The 15,792-nt window shown below is 60.2% G+C and carries 14 protein-coding genes and 4 pseudogenes; 12 read left to right on the forward strand and 6 right to left on the reverse strand.

The genetic code is table 11. The features are described 5' to 3' along the window. Positions 1 to 220: 220 nt before the first annotated feature. Positions 221 to 711 (reverse strand): annotated as a pseudogene (locus ACSQ2W_RS20760) (hypothetical protein); the annotation flags it as partial. A 23-nt stretch (positions 712 to 734) separates the two neighbouring features. Further along, positions 735 to 1,634, reverse strand: a complete 900-nt coding sequence (locus ACSQ2W_RS20765) for a LysR substrate-binding domain-containing protein (RefSeq protein WP_436088110.1) — start codon at positions 1,632 to 1,634, stop codon at positions 735 to 737. A 118-nt stretch (positions 1,635 to 1,752) separates the two neighbouring features. On the opposite strand from ACSQ2W_RS20765, the gene ACSQ2W_RS20770 reads away from it, so the two are divergent. The 7 genes from ACSQ2W_RS20770 (at position 1,753) to ACSQ2W_RS20800 (ending at position 8,984) form a co-directional block, all read left to right on the forward strand. After that, positions 1,753 to 2,685 (forward strand): VOC family protein, encoded by a 933-nt coding sequence (locus ACSQ2W_RS20770; protein WP_436088111.1) that lies wholly within the window; start codon positions 1,753 to 1,755, stop codon positions 2,683 to 2,685. A gap of 95 nt (positions 2,686 to 2,780) precedes the next feature. Next, positions 2,781 to 3,470, forward strand: coding sequence for a hydrolase (locus ACSQ2W_RS20775; RefSeq protein WP_436088112.1), 690 nt, complete (start codon positions 2,781 to 2,783; stop codon positions 3,468 to 3,470). A 70-nt stretch (positions 3,471 to 3,540) separates the two neighbouring features. Further along, a complete protein-coding gene (locus ACSQ2W_RS20780; protein WP_436088113.1) occupies positions 3,541 to 3,831 on the forward strand; it encodes a XapX domain-containing protein in 291 nt (96 codons plus the stop codon). Then, the gene (locus tag ACSQ2W_RS20785) at positions 3,831 to 5,813 is read left to right on the forward strand and encodes an amidohydrolase family protein (protein ID WP_436088114.1); all 1,983 of its coding nucleotides are present in this window, start codon (positions 3,831 to 3,833) and stop codon (positions 5,811 to 5,813) included. The genes ACSQ2W_RS20780 and ACSQ2W_RS20785 overlap by 1 nt, the downstream gene beginning before the upstream one ends. A gap of 10 nt (positions 5,814 to 5,823) precedes the next feature. Further along, the gene (locus ACSQ2W_RS20790; protein ID WP_436088115.1) at positions 5,824 to 6,255 is read left to right on the forward strand and encodes a DoxX family protein; all 432 of its coding nucleotides are present in this window, start codon (positions 5,824 to 5,826) and stop codon (positions 6,253 to 6,255) included. Then, positions 6,252 to 7,853, forward strand: a complete 1,602-nt coding sequence (locus ACSQ2W_RS20795) for an MFS transporter (RefSeq protein WP_436088116.1) — start codon at positions 6,252 to 6,254, stop codon at positions 7,851 to 7,853. Before ACSQ2W_RS20790 ends, ACSQ2W_RS20795 begins: the two co-directional genes overlap by 4 nt. Before the next feature lie 294 nt (positions 7,854 to 8,147). Further along, on the forward strand, positions 8,148 to 8,984 hold the full coding sequence (locus ACSQ2W_RS20800) for an alpha/beta fold hydrolase (RefSeq protein WP_436088953.1): 837 nt from the start codon (positions 8,148 to 8,150) through the stop codon (positions 8,982 to 8,984). A 176-nt stretch (positions 8,985 to 9,160) separates the two neighbouring features. On the opposite strand, the gene ACSQ2W_RS20805 is transcribed toward ACSQ2W_RS20800, so the two are convergent. After that, positions 9,161 to 10,054: a helix-turn-helix transcriptional regulator gene (locus tag ACSQ2W_RS20805; protein WP_436088117.1), complete on the reverse strand. Its 894-nt coding sequence runs from the start codon at positions 10,052 to 10,054 to the stop codon at positions 9,161 to 9,163. Between the two features lie 299 nt (positions 10,055 to 10,353). Between ACSQ2W_RS20805 and ACSQ2W_RS20810 the strand changes: the two genes are divergently transcribed. The 3 genes and pseudogenes from ACSQ2W_RS20810 to ACSQ2W_RS20820 all read left to right on the forward strand — a co-directional run. Continuing rightward, entirely contained in the window at positions 10,354 to 11,187 is an 834-nt protein-coding gene (locus ACSQ2W_RS20810; protein WP_436088954.1) for a helix-turn-helix domain-containing protein, read from the forward strand. A gap of 392 nt (positions 11,188 to 11,579) precedes the next feature. After that, a complete protein-coding gene (locus ACSQ2W_RS20815; RefSeq protein WP_436088118.1) occupies positions 11,580 to 11,885 on the forward strand; it encodes a hypothetical protein in 306 nt (101 codons plus the stop codon). Positions 11,886 to 11,926: 41 nt separating this feature from the next. Further along, a pseudogene (locus ACSQ2W_RS20820) lies at positions 11,927 to 12,268 on the forward strand (integrase core domain-containing protein); the annotation flags it as partial. A gap of 15 nt (positions 12,269 to 12,283) precedes the next feature. Here the strand turns inward: ACSQ2W_RS20820 and ACSQ2W_RS20825 are convergent. Next, positions 12,284 to 12,498 (reverse strand): annotated as a pseudogene (locus tag ACSQ2W_RS20825) (3'-5' exonuclease); the annotation flags it as partial. 408 nt (positions 12,499 to 12,906) lie between these two features. Here ACSQ2W_RS20825 and ACSQ2W_RS20830 point away from each other — a divergent pair. Further along, the gene (locus ACSQ2W_RS20830; protein WP_436088119.1) at positions 12,907 to 13,995 is read left to right on the forward strand and encodes a nucleotidyltransferase family protein; all 1,089 of its coding nucleotides are present in this window, start codon (positions 12,907 to 12,909) and stop codon (positions 13,993 to 13,995) included. A gap of 208 nt (positions 13,996 to 14,203) precedes the next feature. Beyond that, positions 14,204 to 14,849: pseudogene (locus ACSQ2W_RS20835) on the forward strand (zinc-binding dehydrogenase); the annotation flags it as partial. A gap of 340 nt (positions 14,850 to 15,189) precedes the next feature. Here ACSQ2W_RS20835 and ACSQ2W_RS20840 read toward each other — a convergent pair. Both ACSQ2W_RS20840 and ACSQ2W_RS20845 read right to left on the reverse strand, forming a co-directional pair. Then, on the reverse strand, positions 15,190 to 15,315 hold the full coding sequence (locus ACSQ2W_RS20840) for a hypothetical protein (RefSeq protein WP_436088120.1): 126 nt from the start codon (positions 15,313 to 15,315) through the stop codon (positions 15,190 to 15,192). Between the two features lie 24 nt (positions 15,316 to 15,339). After that, complete coding sequence (locus ACSQ2W_RS20845; protein ID WP_436088121.1) at positions 15,340 to 15,756, reverse strand: organic hydroperoxide resistance protein; 417 nt, start codon at positions 15,754 to 15,756, stop codon at positions 15,340 to 15,342. Positions 15,757 to 15,792: the final 36 nt, after the last annotated feature.

Here is a 15,792-nt window from a genome sequence, read left to right on the forward strand (position 1 = left end):
GAGCCGCATCCTGAAGAGCGATCACACCGGAACAAGAGCTGCTCGAAAAGCGAAGGTTCTAGGAAAGCCGTGGCTTTGTCTCCTCGATGGTCAGCGGCCAGGTGTCTGCGCGGCGCCGCAGAGGCAGGCAGGCGCTGTGCTCCTACTCTACCCTTTTTAAGTTGTTCGGGCCGCGCCCATCGCTTCGATGGCAGTCGACAAGACCGGAGACGATCTGCCTCCCGGGATTGGACGAAGACGTGCTGTGCATTTCGATTTGCCGGCCGCAGAGATCGCCGGCTGCGAAGTTGGTGTGGAGATCCGCTGCAGCTTGTTCGGCCTCGCTGGTATTGCCCGCCGGCTCGTCGGGGTTGCAGATGAAGATCGGCGTGATGTCACAGCACTTGCGTGATAGACGCCAACCGCATCGGCGGCAACATTGATCGTATCCCGATTGAAACCGACCCGGCAGCGGGAAGATGGTCTGCATCGTCTGAGGCTTGGCCGCCACCAGGCATAGGCTGCCTCGTTTGGGTCCGTCGTCACCATCGACCCGGGAATGGCGTCGTCATCGTTGTCCGGAATAGCTTTGAGAAAGGACCGGTGACCGTGCTCGCGGCATCGCTACCGGCGTCGTGGGATACCGTGAGGCTGGAGCCGAGCGACATGCCCGCCGCCGCCAATCGCAACGGTATTGGTGATTTTCTCGATCGCTGCCTCAGCCCGCGTGAGGCACCTCCTCAATCAGCGATAGTTCATTCGATCGCTGATATAAATGCCGGGATTTGTTGTTCGAAGAACCTCGAGAACGAGGCGATACGCGGCGGCAGCGCCTGGTACGGGGGGTAGTACAGGGTCAGCCATAAATCCGGCGGCGACCAGTCCCGCAGGACGTGAACAAGCCGTCCGGCACGCAGATACTCGGCCACATGGAACTTGGGCAGCATGGCGACCCCGCCCCCGTCGGCAGCCATGCTCGCCAGCATCTCCCCGCTATTGGCGCTGAATGCGCGGCCTGCAGAAATCGTGGCGCTACCACTGCCGTCCGACAGCGTCCAGGTCTCCCGTTTGCTGTCGCCGCTATAGGCGAGGCAATCGTCGGGAATGAGCTCATTGGGGTGCTTCATGTCGGAAAACCGGCTGCCCGGCGCGGCGACGAGAATACGGCGCACGATGCTGATCTTGCGCCAGATCGTGAACTTGTCCGAGGGTGCAGCGGAAATGCGGATCGCCAGATCATAATCGTCGTCAATAATGTTCACGAGCCCATCCGCAAGCGAGATTTCGAAGCTGATCTTCGGGTAGCGTTCCTTGAATGCGGAGAGGATGGGTGGCAGGATCTGCTGACCGAACCAGGTCGGCGCACTGATCCGCAGGCGGCCATGATCCGCTTTGTGGGTATTCATCACATCCTTGCGCGCGTTATCGAGCGCCTGCACCGCCGGCTGTATCTGAGCGGCGAAGATCGCGCCATCGGTCGTCAGCGACACCTGGCGGGTCGTCCGCACAAAGAGTTGCACACCAAGGTCTTCTTCCAAGGCAGCGATTGCCCGGGTCACGGCTGCGGGGGTCATGTCGAGCTCGCGCGCGACCTGCGCGAAATTCCGCTTCTCGGCGGCCAGCAGAAAGGTTCGAAGCAGCTTGTAGTCGTTCATTTATTATTTCACCCAGCGCAATTCATTGACAAGTATTATTGCAATTCCGGCCGCTGATCAACAGGCGTAGGTTTCCAATCACACCAGACAACGGAAGCAACGGCGGAAGGCGAACATTATGATCAAGGATATCAAAGGACTGCATCACATCACGTCGATGGCATCGGATGCTCGGCAGAACAACGCGTTCTTCACGGACACCCTTGGCCTACGCCGCGTGAAGAAGACGGTGAATTTCGACGATCCCAACGTCTACCACCTCTACTACGGTGATGAGGCCGGCACCCCCGGCTCAGTCATGACCTACTTCCCGTTTCCCGACGTAATGCGCGGCCGCCCCGGCGTCGGCGAAGTCAGCGAGACGCAATTCGCAGTTCCCAAGGGCTCACTCTCCTTCTGGCGGGATCGCCTGTCAGCAAAGGCAGCCAGCGACCTGCATGCCGACAGTGCCTTCGGTGCTGAACGCCTCCTGTTCAAAGGGCCGGACGGCGAAGCGTTCGCCCTCGTCGAATCGGAAGACGATGGCCGCAAGGCCTGGAACGGTGCCGGCATCGACGAAAGCGTTGGTATCCGCGGCTTTTCCGGTGCCAAGTTCCGCCTGCATGACACCGCCGCCACTTCCGAACTGCTCGGGTTCATGGGCTACCAGCGCGCCGAGACTGATGGAGATGTCACCCGCTTCATCATCCCAGGCGGCAATGGTGCCGATACCATAGACCTCGAGATCCTCCCGAAAACGCCTTTCGCAAGGCAGGGCGCAGGTTCGGTGCATCACATCGCTTTTGCTGTCGAGAACCGCGCAAAGCAGCTCGAAGTTCGCAAGGCCCTGATGGATACGGGATACCAGGTGACTCCGGTCATCGACCGTGACTACTTCTGGGCCGTCTACTTCCGGACACCCGGCGGCGTACTGTTCGAAATCGCCACGAACGAACCTGGTTTCGACCGCGACGAAGACACGGCACATCTCGGCGAGGTTTTGAAACTGCCGGCACGGTACGAGCCTTATCGTGACCAGATCGAGGCCGGGCTGACACCACTGGCGGCCTGACGTCGCTTTCTAACAATACGGCGGCATAACGTTCAAGACGTGCCGCCTCCCCCGCCCTATTACCTACCTTCAACCCAATCAAAGGAAGACACGCGATGTCCAGCAAGCTTCAGGTCCTCACCCCGCAGAACAGCCAGATCATCTTCATCGACCAGCAGCCGCAGATGGCCTTCGGCGTTCAGTCGATCGATCGCCAGGTCTTGAAGAACAACGTCGTCGGCCTTGCCAAGGCGGCCAGAATCTTCAACGTCCCGACCACCATCACCACCGTCGAGACCGATAGCTTCTCGGGTAACACCTTCCCGGAACTGCTCGCCGTCGTCCCCGACAATGATATTCTCGAGCGCACGTCGATGAATTCCTGGGACGACCAGAACGTCCGCGACGCGCTTGCCAAGAACGCCGCAGACGGCCGCAAGAAGGTCGTCGTCGCTGGCCTGTGGACCGAAGTTTGCAACACAACCTTCGCGCTTTCCTGCATGAATGACACCGACTACGAAATCTACATGGTTGCGGATGCTTCCGGCGGCACGTCCGTCGATGCGCACAAATATGCGATGGACCGCATGGTGCAGGCAGGTGTTGTTCCGGTCACCTGGCAGCAGGTCCTGCTGGAATGGCAGCGCGATTGGGCCCGCAAGGAAACCTATGACGCGGTCACGTCGCTGGTGAAGGAGCATTCCGGCGCCTACGGCATGGGTATCGACTATGCCGTCACCCACGTCCACGGCGGCGCCGAGCGGGTCAGCCATGGCAAGCGGATCGGCCCGAACCCCGCGAAGTAAAACCGTCATCACTCCGGCAGGCCGCCATCTGCCGGAGTGAATTGCTTCCCCCAAGCGAAGGTCACTCTCGATGAAAATCTATCTCCTGTCCCTCAGTGCCGGCCTGCTGGTGGGCGTGATTTACAGCCTGCTTAATGTCCGTTCGCCTGCTCCGCCCGTCGTCGCTCTCATCGGTCTGCTTGGGATCCTTGTCGGTGAGCAGCTCGTGCCGCTGGCAAAAAGCGTCTGGGCTCGTGAGCCTGCTGCCCTTTCCTGGCTTCATCAGGTAAAGCCGCACATGTTCGGTCACCTCCCGAAAGGCGGGCTGAACGTGTTGGAGGTGACCTCCCCCCGCGAAGATCCGGCATCGGAGAAAAGCTGATGACGACGCGCCGCACATTCCTGGGCGCAGCATCGAGCCTCGCCTTTTCAAATCTGTTTTCACCGGCCGATGCCGCCGATCCCATCAAGACCGGAGCCGCCTCCATGCACGCAGACATCGTTCTTCACAACGGATTGATCACGACGCTTGATCGCGCAAATCCGAACGCCACCGCGGTCGCCGTCAAGGACGGTCTGTTCATGGACGTGGGAACCGACCGCGAAGTGATGGCACTCGCCGGACCTGACACGAAGATCGTCGACCTTAAAGGCAAGCGCGTGCTGCCGGGCCTGATCGACAACCACACTCACGTCGTGCGCGGTGGCCTCAACTTCAACATGGAGCTTCGCTGGGATGGCGTTCGGTCACTCGCCGATGCGATTGACATGCTGAAGCGACAGGTGGCGATGACGCCGGCCCCGCAATGGGTACGCGTGGTCGGCGGTTTCACCGAGCACCAGTTCGCCGAAAAACGCCTGCCAACGATCGACGAGATCAATGCGGTCGCACCCGATACCCCCGTCTTCCTGCTCCACCTCTATGACCGCGCGCTTTTGAACGGCGCAGCCCTTCGCGCCGTCGGCTACACCAAGGACACGCCGAACCCGCCGGGTGGAGAGATAAGCCGCGACGCTAACGGCAATCCGACCGGGCTGCTGCTGGCGAAGCCGAATGCGGGCATTCTTTATTCAACTCTCTCCAAGGGACCAAAGCTCCCGTTCGAATACCAGGTCAATTCCACCCGCCACTTCATGCGGGAACTGAACCGTCTCGGGATCACCGGTGTCATCGATGCGGGCGGCGGCTTTCAGAACTACCCGGACGATTATGCGGTCATCCAGAAGCTTTCGGATGAGGACCAGCTCACGGTGCGCCTGGCCTACAATCTGTTCACGCAGAAGCCGAAGGAAGAGAAGCAGGACTTCCTCAACTGGACGCAGTCGGTCAAATACAAGCAGGGAAACGATTACTTCCGGCACAATGGCGCTGGCGAAATGCTCGTCTTCTCGGCCGCGGACTTCGAGGATTTCCGTCAGCCACGGCCGGAGATGGCTCCGGAGATGGAAGGCGAGCTCGAGGAAGTGGTTCGCGTCCTTGCGGAAAACCGCTGGCCCTGGCGCATGCATGCCACCTATGACGAGACCATCTCGCGTTCGCTCGACGTTTTCGAGAAGGTCAACAAGGACATTCCGCTCGAAGGTCTCAACTGGTTCTTCGACCACGCCGAGACGATCTCGGATCGTTCGATCGATCGGATCGCGGCGCTCGGCGGCGGCATCGCGACACAGCACCGCATGGCCTATCAGGGCGAATATTTTGTCGAGCGATACGGTCATGGAGTCGCTGAAGCCACGCCCCCGATCAAGCGCATGCTTGAGAAGGGCGTCAACGTATCCGCAGGTACCGATGCGACACGTGTCGCTTCCTACAATCCATGGGTTTCTCTTGCCTGGATGGTGACCGGAAAGACAGTTGGCGGCATGCAGCTCTACCCGCGCGCCAACTGCCTCGACCGCGAGACGGCGCTGCGGATGTGGACGGAGAAGGTCACCTGGTTCTCCAACGAGGAAGGCAAGAAGGGCCGGATCGAAAAAGGCCAGTTCGCCGACCTCGTCGTGCCGGACAAGGACTTCTTCAGCTGCGCCGAAGACGAGATCTCGTTCCTGTCCTCGCAGTTGACCATGGTCGGCGGCAAGATCGTCTATGGTGCGGGCGACTTCTCAGCGCTCGACGAGAACGACGTACCGCCTGCCATGCCGGACTGGTCTCCCGTTCGCACGTTCGGCGGCTACGCGGCCTGGGGTGAACCGCAGGGCGCAGGTCTGAATTCTCTGCGCCGGGCCGCGATCTCGACTTGCGGCTGCGCCAGTTCCTGTAACGTTCACGGCCACGACCACGCCGGAGCCTGGACATCGAAGCTGCCGATCGCCGATCTCAAGGGCTTCTTCGGCGCGCTCGGTTGCGCATGCTGGGCCGTGTGAGGACATGATCATGATTTCCGGACCCCAACGACACAACGGCCTCGCTTCGCTCGCGGCCTCCCCCGTACTCACTTTCGTGGCGCTGCTTGCCCTGTGCGCGGCCTATATCCAGGGGCCGCTCACCAAGCTCTTCGATTTCCACGGTGCGATTGGTGAGATGGAGCATTTCGGTCTTCATCCGGCAACCTTCTTCGCGGTTGCCGTCATCGCGTTCGAACTGGCAGCCTCGGCAATGATTCTGTCAGGCATCCTGCGATGGCTTGGCGCACTCGCGCTCGCCGTCTTCACGCTTCTTGCGACCTTCGTCGCCGTCCGGTTCTGGGAGATGCCCTCCGGCATGGAACGGATGATGGCGACCAACGCCTTTTTCGAGCATCTTGGTCTTGTCGGCGCCTTCTTCATTGTCGCCATCACTGACCTTACCAAGGGAGCGGGCAAATGAGCGCCGCAAAATCTTCAGGCGGCAGTTTCGCGCCGCTGCGCCAGCCTGTCTTCGCTGTCCTCTGGACGGCGACGGTTCTGGGCAACACCGGCAGCTTCATGCGCGACGTGGCCAGTTCCTGGCTGATGACCGATCTCTCGGCGGCACCCGCGGCCGTCGCCATGGTACAGGCAGCCGGCACCCTGCCGATCTTCCTTCTGGCGATCCCGGCGGGCGTGCTCTCGGACATCCTCGACCGACGCAAGTTCCTGATCGCCATCCAACTCCTGCTCACCAGCGTCAGCATATCGCTGATGGTACTGTCCTACATGGGGATGCTTTCGGTCAGCGCTTTGATCGGGTTGACCTTTCTCGGCGGTATCGGAGCCGCCCTGATGGGGCCGACATGGCAGGCGATCGTGCCTGAACTGGTCCCGCGCGAGGACGTGAAGGGCGCGGTTGCCCTGAACTCGCTTGGGATCAACATCGCGCGCTCGATCGGCCCCGCTGCCGGCGGCGTGCTGCTCGCCGCGTTCGGAGCTGCCGTGACCTACGGCGCAGACGTTGCAAGTTACATCCTGGTCATCGCGGCACTCGTCTGGTGGCCGCGTGCCAAAAATGCCGATGACGCGTTGTCCGAGAACTTCTTCGGCGCGTTCCGCGCCGGACTGCGCTACACCCGAGCCAGCAAGCCGCTTCACGTCGTGCTTCTGCGGGCGGCGATTTTCTTCGCCTTCGCCAGCGCGGTCTGGGCGCTTCTTCCGCTGATCGCGCGTCAGCTTCTAGGCGGGGATGCAGGCTTCTACGGACTTCTGCTCGGTTCGGTCGGTGCAGGCGCCATCGGCGGGGCTCTGATGATGCCGCGTTTGCGTCAGCGCTTCGATTCCGACGGCCTTCTTCTGGGTTCGGCGGTCGTGACGGCTCTCGTCATGGCCGCACTCTCACTCGCTCCCCCGCAATGGCTGGCAGTCGTCGTCCTTCTCTTCCTTGGTGCTGCCTGGATTACCGCCCTTACCACCCTGAACGGTGCGGCGCAGGCTGTCCTGCCGAATTGGGTACGGGGCCGTGGTCTTGCCGTCTATCTGACGGTGTTCAACGGTGCGATGACGGCCGGCAGTCTTGGATGGGGTGCCGTCGGGGAAGCGGCCGGCGTGCCTGGCACGCTGTTGATCGGAGCCACCGGACTGCTCGTCGCCGGCTTCATGATGCACCGGATCAAGCTCCCGTCCGGCGAGGCCGATCTGGTGCCGTCCAACCATTGGCCGGAGCCTCTCGTTGCCCAGCCGGTTGCAAACGACCGCGGGCCGGTGCTCATCCTGATCGACTACCACGTCGAGAAGCACAACCGCGCCAAGTTCCTGCATGCTCTCGACAACATGTCCTCGGAGCGTCGTCGAGACGGCGCCTATGGCTGGGGCGTGACCGAAGACTCCGCCGATCCTGAAAAGATCACCGAGTGGTTCATGGTCGAATCCTGGGCGGAGCATCTGCGGCAGCACAAGCGCGTCTCGAATGCGGATGCCGACCTGCAGAGCAAGGTCCTCGCTTTCCATAGCGGTCCGGAAAAGCCTATCGTGCGACATCTGCTGTCCATCAACAAACCTGGCATGGCGATCTGAAACCGGACATTCTGCAGGCTTTTATTGTTGCAGTTGCCGCAATGAAATAGACATTTTTCTTGCAATTGATGGAGAAGATCGATCGCTCCATTATATCTGCATAGACAACACAACGCCGCTAACGACTGCATCCAACTGGCAGGAACCGCCATGACCGACAGACCGTTCCCAATCAGCCGCCGTGACGCACTTCGTGCCGGCGCTGCCCTCGCCGCCGGCATCGCGCTTCCGATCCGGCCCACCTTCGCGGCACCCGCTTCAACCGCCACCCAGGCACAAACAGGAGAAAACACCATGGGCTTCGTTACAACCACAGACGCCACCGAAATCTTCTTCAAGGACTGGGGTCCGAAGGATGCGCAGCCGATCGTGTTTCACCACGGCTGGCCGCTCTCGTCCGACGACTGGGATGCGCAGATGCTGTTCTTCCTGGCAAAGGGCTATCGCGTCGTCGCCCATGATCGCCGCGGCCATGGCCGATCCGCGCAGGTTTCCGACGGTCACGATATGGACCATTACGCCGCCGACGCCTTTGCCGTCGTCGAAGCGCTCGACCTGAAGAATGCCGTTCATATTGGGCATTCGACAGGGGGTGGCGAGGTTGCCCGTTATGTGGCCAAGCACGGCGAGCCGGCCGGCCGTGTCGCCAAGGCTGTCCTCGTTTCCGCAGTACCGCCTTTAATGCTCAAGACTGCTTCCAATCCGGAAGGCCTGCCGATCGAAGTTTTCGACGGTTTCCGTTCCGCACTGGCCGCCAACCGCGCGCAGTTCTTCCGCGATGTCCCCGCTGGCCCGTTCTACGGCTTCAACCGCGAAGGTGCGACGGTCTATGAGGGCGTGATTCAGAATTGGTGGCGTCAGGGTATGATGGGCGGCGCCAAGGCCCATTATGACGGTATCAAGGCCTTTTCGGAAACCGACCAGACCGAAGACCTGAAGGCGATCAGTGTACCGACACTGGTTCTGCATGGTGAGGACGACCAGATCGTGCCAATCGCAGATGCTGCGCACAAGGCTATCAAGCTCCTGAAGAACGGCACGCTGAAGACCCTTCCCGGCTTCTCGCACGGCATGCTGACCGTCAATGCCGATGTCCTGAATGGCGATCTCCTCGCCTTCATCCAGGCGTAAAAGAAGGAGCGAAACAGGGTCGCTTTAAAATCGTCCTCGTCTCGCACCGCAAGGCTGCTAAGATTGAATTTGCCGCCTAGTACGCGGAATGGTGCCGACGACGATCGTCGGCACCAGAAGATGTTGAATGTCAGGATATGGCGGTTTTCAGGAGAACCGATCGACCATGAAATCGGCTAGTGCCGATTACGCGAGCGCCACACGTCTGGAGTGACACCTGCGGCTTGCTTGAACGTTTCGATGAACATGTCCTCGTTCGGGAACCCGCACGTTTCTGCCACACGGGCGATGGTTTCACCGGTCCTGCTAAGATGCAGCTTTGCCTTGCTTATTCGGCATGCTGAAATCCATTCGAGAACCGACTGTCCGGTCGTCGCCGTGAAGCCGGAACAAAGCTCATCCACAGCAAATCCGCTGGCATCGGCAATCTGATCGATCCCGATCTGGCGCGACAGGTTTGCGGCTATGTACGTCTTTATGCGTTTTTCCTGCATGGACGTCAGCAGGCCGGTGGCCGAAAGACTCTGGGCGGGAGAACGTCCATAGCGATGCGCGAGATGGGCGTTGAATGCCAGCCCGACATGCGGAAGCAGCATGTCTTTCACCTCATCCGGCATGTCGAACATCGGCATCAGGGCTGCACCGAGATCGCGGATCACCGGATCGTCGACCCCACGACAGGTCACAAGATTATCGATCCGCGGCTCGCCAGCTTCCTCCGCAAGCTCGCCAAGATGCGCGCTCGGAATATGAAACGCGAGCGCTTCAAAACGTCCCCGAACGGAAATTGCTGCGCCACCAGTTAGATTGATCAGGCAAATCGAGCCTTGGGGATATCTCTTCAAGAGTGCCGGGGGGCGGTCCGGCCAGATGTCGCAATGATCGACATCGACGAGGTACAACATCACCAGAAACGCGTCGTCAGGCGGAAGGAAGACCGGATCGTCGCCGTCTTCGTAGTCGTGAGTGAGATGCACGATAGAAAGCTGCGCTTCTCGAAGCGGCCTGATCGCGAGAGCTCTGGCTGCCTTGACTCTAAAACTTGCCGCAATTCTGTCGCCGGCCGCCAACGATTCACTCACACTTGTTTCGATTGTCTGAACTGGAAGTTGTATGCCTGCAATTCAGTTCCGCTTTTTGGATGTATCTATCCTTCATTCAGGCGTCTATCTTGTAGAAAAGCATCCTCGTCGGGAAAATTCGACTGGTTGATGGAAAATGGTAGAATTCCCGCGCAACAGCGGTGGCCCGGATTCACCATTCAGCGTTTTCGAGATGGAGGTAATGCGTCTTGGTCCAGGTTCCTTCCCGTCATATCGGTTCTGCTGCTGGACAAGTGAAGGACGGATTCGGGTGCTCTCTCAAGCAGTTGTCGGTCGATCAAACCCTGGCTGGCTCAGACATCGCAATCTTCCGCAAGGCAACGAGCGTCATCCAGCTCGATCAGGTCACGACATCGGCAAGCGATCGAGGCTTCGTCGTCGGGGTCTCGTCGGTCGGAGGCCACAGGCGCCGCATCTTCCGTCACCATCATGCGACGACCCACGACTTCGCCGAGAATTCGATCTATATCCGCGATCTCTCCGAAGCCTACAAAGCAGATCTGAACACGCCGTTCGATTTTCTTTTGTTCGAGATTTCGCAAACGTCGCTCATCAGGTTCGCCGATGAGGCCGAACTGGCCAGCGTGACGACGCTTTCAGCCGAAACAGCGTCCAAGGATATCGTGCTTGCTAATCTTGCTCGTGCGCTGATCCCGGCACTTGAAAGACCGGAGGAAGCAAGCGCGCTGTTCGTCGACCAGATGACGACTGCGATCGGGACCTATCTGGTTCAACGTTACGGCGGACGGCCAAATGCGGCCCCCGGCCGGGCAGGAAACCTATCACGTTCGCATGAGGATCTGGCGAAAAGCATCCTACTTGAAAACCTTGAGGGCGACATCTCGATCTCGGACGTTGCGCAGGCCTGCAATCTGTCACGGGGCTATTTCATTCGGGCATTTCGGGAAACGATGGGAATGACCCCGTATCAGTGGCTTCTCAGCGAGCGGATAAACCGGGCCAAAGCACTGCTTCGCGCTTCCAACGCACCGCTGGCCGAGGTGGCGATCGCCTGCGGTTTCGCGGATCAGAGCCATTTCACCCGGGTGTTCTCAACGATCGTCGGCGCGACGCCGGGTAACTGGCGGCGGAATTCCTGAGCTACGACCGCCCGCTGCAAGTTTCACTCTTCGCGGCTGGTCTGTTCGCGGGTAGCGGGAAAGATTTATGGAGCACTTCTTGCAAGATTAAAGTCGACATTTGAACAACTCTCCCCGCAGGCTCCCATTCAGGATCGCCGCATTCCTGGGCTTCAATCTGCATCGTTCCGCTGGATGACCTTGTAGAGTTGACGTTAGATCGGTCGCCTTGAACGATTCGAACCCACCGCAAAGCAGGTGTATGACGTAGGGGCATGGAACGGCATGCCCGCTCTTGAACGGCTATTCAAATTTTTCACGGCTCGTCTTGGGAGGATGGCTTGTGTAAAGTTTGGGTTGACCGCTTTCGATGGCGAGGACACTCTACCTGCAGCAAGGCAGGAGAGAAAACGATGGACGAGCCAGACAGGTGGCGCCACATGGCAAGCGCGCCGAAAGACGGCAGTCGGATCCTCGTCACGGTCCGCCCGTCTGAACAGGGGCCGGCGGAAGTTGACCTCGCCTACTGGTCGAATGGCGATCAGTTCGGCGCAGAAGGGTGGCGCGCCTCTGATTCCTCCCCCGGCTGCGTCATTGAATATGCCGAGCCGGAGCTGAAGTGCTGGATGCCGATGCCTTCCGCCAATCGCAGCCGCGCATCCATGCCCTCACCCTGGGAAGGCGACGACGCCCAGCAGTTCGACGGGTCGGGGATCTAACGGACCGCTCCGACGTGGTGCAAAGGCCCGATAGCCGTTCGGGGGATCACAAGGTCGAGTGGCACTACATCGCGCCAGGCAAGCCAATGCAGAACGGCTATGTTGAGAGTTTCAACGGTCGGATGCGCGACGAGTTGCTCAACGAGAGCCTGTTCTTCGGCCTCGATCATGCCCGCAGCGCCATCGCTGAATGGGCTGAGGATTATAACCATTTCCGGCCGCACTCATCGCTCGGATGTCAGACCCCGGCAGACTATGCCGGGACCATCGCCGCAACCGGCTCCAACGCTGCGCAAGATGAAAGCTTCGCGTTTCCGCCGGTTGCTCCCACCGCGCCATTTGGCGTATTCAAAGCCGCCGAGGCTCTAATCGCAGCCGGATGAAAGTTCCGTGGCAGGTCAGTTGGAGGCGGTCAGCCGCTTGATGGGCGGATCGGCGTCCGGCCAGCGGTAGATTTCGGTCCGGAGAAAGTGGAACTCGTTGTCGAGTGCGTCCTCATCGACTTTGATCCACCAGGATTTTGGCCGGCCGTCGCTTCCATCAGACCAGCGGTATCCACGGGATTTCAGATGGTCATGTCGAACGGACTGTTTTCGGCGAAGACACGAACGCGCAAATGCGGTCCGCATTTTGCCTGAGGTCTCGCGCTTCAAAACTTCCAGGAGGGCGAAGCAATCATCCAGGACACACCGGATGTCGTTCAGGAACACTATGGCCGTTTCCTGTCGCAGGCAAGGCAGCGCTGGCGGCGAAAATCCTGAACCAAAGTCCCGGAAGCGGCAGCAACTGTTACACCGTGAAGCCAAGGTTTTAGGGGGTCGGGTGCGTTGATTTCAAAGTGAGACCAAAGTAAACCAAGACCTATGGTTTCGGGCACTTCGCTTGTGCCCATCCAGCCTCGCTCAAGACTTGAGAATGACAGTCATAAGGCTGCCCATGCGGACATCCCTACTCTTGCACCGTACCTCCTTCGAAGTTATACTCTTTTTGCGGAAAGGTATAACCATGCGAGAAAAGAAGCGTGAAGGCCATCGATCTGATGTATCAAACCATGCTCGCCGAGTTGGGGCAGCGCTCGCTCGACGCTGCATGGACCGCCGACTTCCCATCCTCTGGCCGGTTTACGCCTGTCACCGTGAAGGATCGGCGCTATTGGTATTTCGACCAGCCTGATGGAAAAGGCGGCCGGACCCGGCGATACGTCGGCCCTGCCGACGATCCGGAGATCGCAAGCCGTGTCGTGACGTTTAAGGAGCAGAAGGACGACCTCCGCGCCAGACGCCGCCTAGTGTCGTCCCTGACCCGCGAGGGGGGGATGATCGCTCCCGACAGCATGTCCGGCGACGTCGTCGAAGCGCTTGCTGCGGGCGGCCTCTTCCGGCTCCGAGGCGTGCTGATCGGAACAGTGGCCTTTCAAACCTACAGCGGCATCCTCGGGGTGCGCCTGCCCATGGCGGCGATCCTGACCGGCGATGCAGACATCGCCCAGGACTACGCCGTCTCTTCGGAGGTGAACGACAGCCTGCCGCCCATCGTCGAGCTGCTGCAGACGGTCGACCCATCGTTCCGACCGGTTCCCCATCGATCAGGGGCAGCAGCATCTTCGGCCTTCCAGACGGCCTCCGGTTACCGCGTGGAGTTCCTAACATCGAACCGAGGATCGAACGGATACATCGACCAGCCTGCGAAGATGCCTGCCCTCGGCGGTGCCAGCGCCGACCCGCTGCGCTTCCTCGATTTCCTGATCAGGGATCCGGTGCGGACGATACTGCTCCACAAGAGCGGCGTCCCTACGACAGTCCCCGCCCCTGAACGGTACGCCGTCCATAAGCTGATCGTCGCCAGCCGCCGATTTAACGACGGCCAGAGCGCCGTGAAGCGGGACAAGGATATCAGGCAGGCTGAACTCCTGTTCGAAGCTCTTCTGCAAACGAGGAGGGCGTCCGACGTGGCTTTGGTCTACAAGGAAGCGTGGGGACGCGGGCAAGCGTGGCAGGATGGAATCCGCGCCGGCGCCGGAATGATGACGGACGATGGCAGGGATCGTCTAAGGGAAAGCCTCAGGGTCGGTGCCGTACAAATCGGCGAAGATGTCACCATGCCGTTCTGAGACTCGAGAGAAATCGACCCCCACCCGGCAAATGCGATGTGGTAGCAAGGTTGGAATGTCCGTTTGTGCGCAAAGTTGAAATGTCACTTTGGGCGCGTCTTCAGCCATTTAGAAATGCGACACTCGGCATGTCCACTTGCGCTGAGGCAAGCCCCCGACCGGACCGGCTGGGCCGGGTTGCAAGGGAAGGGAGGGGGCGGGTGAGACGCCGGGACATGTTCTCGTCGAAATCGCCGTCGCCGGCGTGAACTTTAGGGACATCGGTGTTCGCCAGGGTATGGCCTGGACGGAAACTTCCAATCCGAAAGTACTTGGTGTCGAAGGGGCTGGTCGCGTGCTAGCGATCGGCGCTGACACAGATAATCAGGTTGAGAGACGGCCGCGTTATCGCTCGCGTATCGTCCGATGGCAAGGTCGCAATCGCCAAGCAGGCAGGTGCCGAGGCCGTCATCGTGGATACGAAGGGAGAATTCGCTGACGAGATCCTGCGCCTGACCGACGGCAGGGGCGTGGCAGTGGTCTATGACGGTTCCGGACCCAGACCTTTAAGGGTTCGCTCGAAGCACTTCGCCGGTCAGGTACGTTCTGCTGGTATGGCCCGGTGCTCGGAGGGCCTGGACCGCTGGATATCATGAGCCTGCCGAAAAGCATCAGGATCGGTTACGCCGTCTTTTCCGACCACGTCCATACGTCCGAGCTCCTTCGCGCCCGCACCAGGCAGCTTTTTTGATTGGATTGAGAATGGGTCGCTCAAGGTCAGCATCGGGCGAATCTATCCCCTCGCGCAAGGCGCCCAGGCGCACGCGGACACGGCGAGCCGCGCGACCACCGGTAAGCTGCTTTTGATCCCATAAAGGAGCCAGGGATCAGCGATACAGTGAATTGACCGGCCTGTTGGCACGGCGCCATCCACCGAACACCGTTGTTCGATCTTGCAAGACCGCTCATCCACCACCCGGGCTGGTTTTGGCGCGAGCGACGCCTCAATCCACCTATGGACCAGCGCCTCAAAGCGATTGCCCTTGACCACGCCCTTTTGTCAGGCGAGATCCAGGCATCTGTCCACGCCGACTGAAAGCCGATCCCTCGGCGCTGGGAGGCAGCGGCCCTTCTTGAGCACGAAACCGACAGCCCTGACAGCGCAAGGGGAGCGGCTGTTTCCGCAGCCGCTCCTTCTCCGTATCACTGGTTCCTCTACCCTTGAAGACCAACAGCTGCGGCGAGCGCGGCCATGGGCGATGGTTCCAGCGAGAACGCGTCATAGATACAAGGCGTTGCGAAGACGGCGAGCGCCAGCATACCAACGACTAAGCATTTCATCGAACACTCCATGGATTTCCGAGACTAGGCAAGGGTCAGCTCGACCGCGATATTGCCCCTTGTTGCCTTCGAATAGGGGCAGGTCTGATGAGCTTCCGCGATCAGCGCGCGGGCAAGTTCCGGATCGAGGCCCGGAAGGCGGACCTCCAGCCGCGCTTGCAGCAGATAGGCGCCGTCTGTCACGCCAAAGTCGACTTCGGCATCGACTGCCGTATTCGCCGGAAGTGAAAGCTTGCGCTTGCCCGCAGCAAGACCCAGGGCACCGATGAAGCAGGCAGACCAGCCGGCCGCAAAGAGCTGCTCGGGATTGGTTCCGGGCTTGCCGCTGCGCGGCGGCGACAGGCGCAGGTCGAGCTGCGCATCGTCGCTCCGCGCCACACCGTCGCGGCCGCCGGTAGTGTGGGTCTTGCCGGTATAGAGAACCTTCTCGATCTTCGTCATGGAACACTCCTTGTTCTGTCGCCGCAGCGATGTTGT

The sequence above is a fragment of the Pararhizobium sp. LjRoot255 genome (assembly GCF_964252905.1).
Classification (GTDB): Bacteria; Pseudomonadota; Alphaproteobacteria; order Rhizobiales; family Rhizobiaceae; genus Pararhizobium.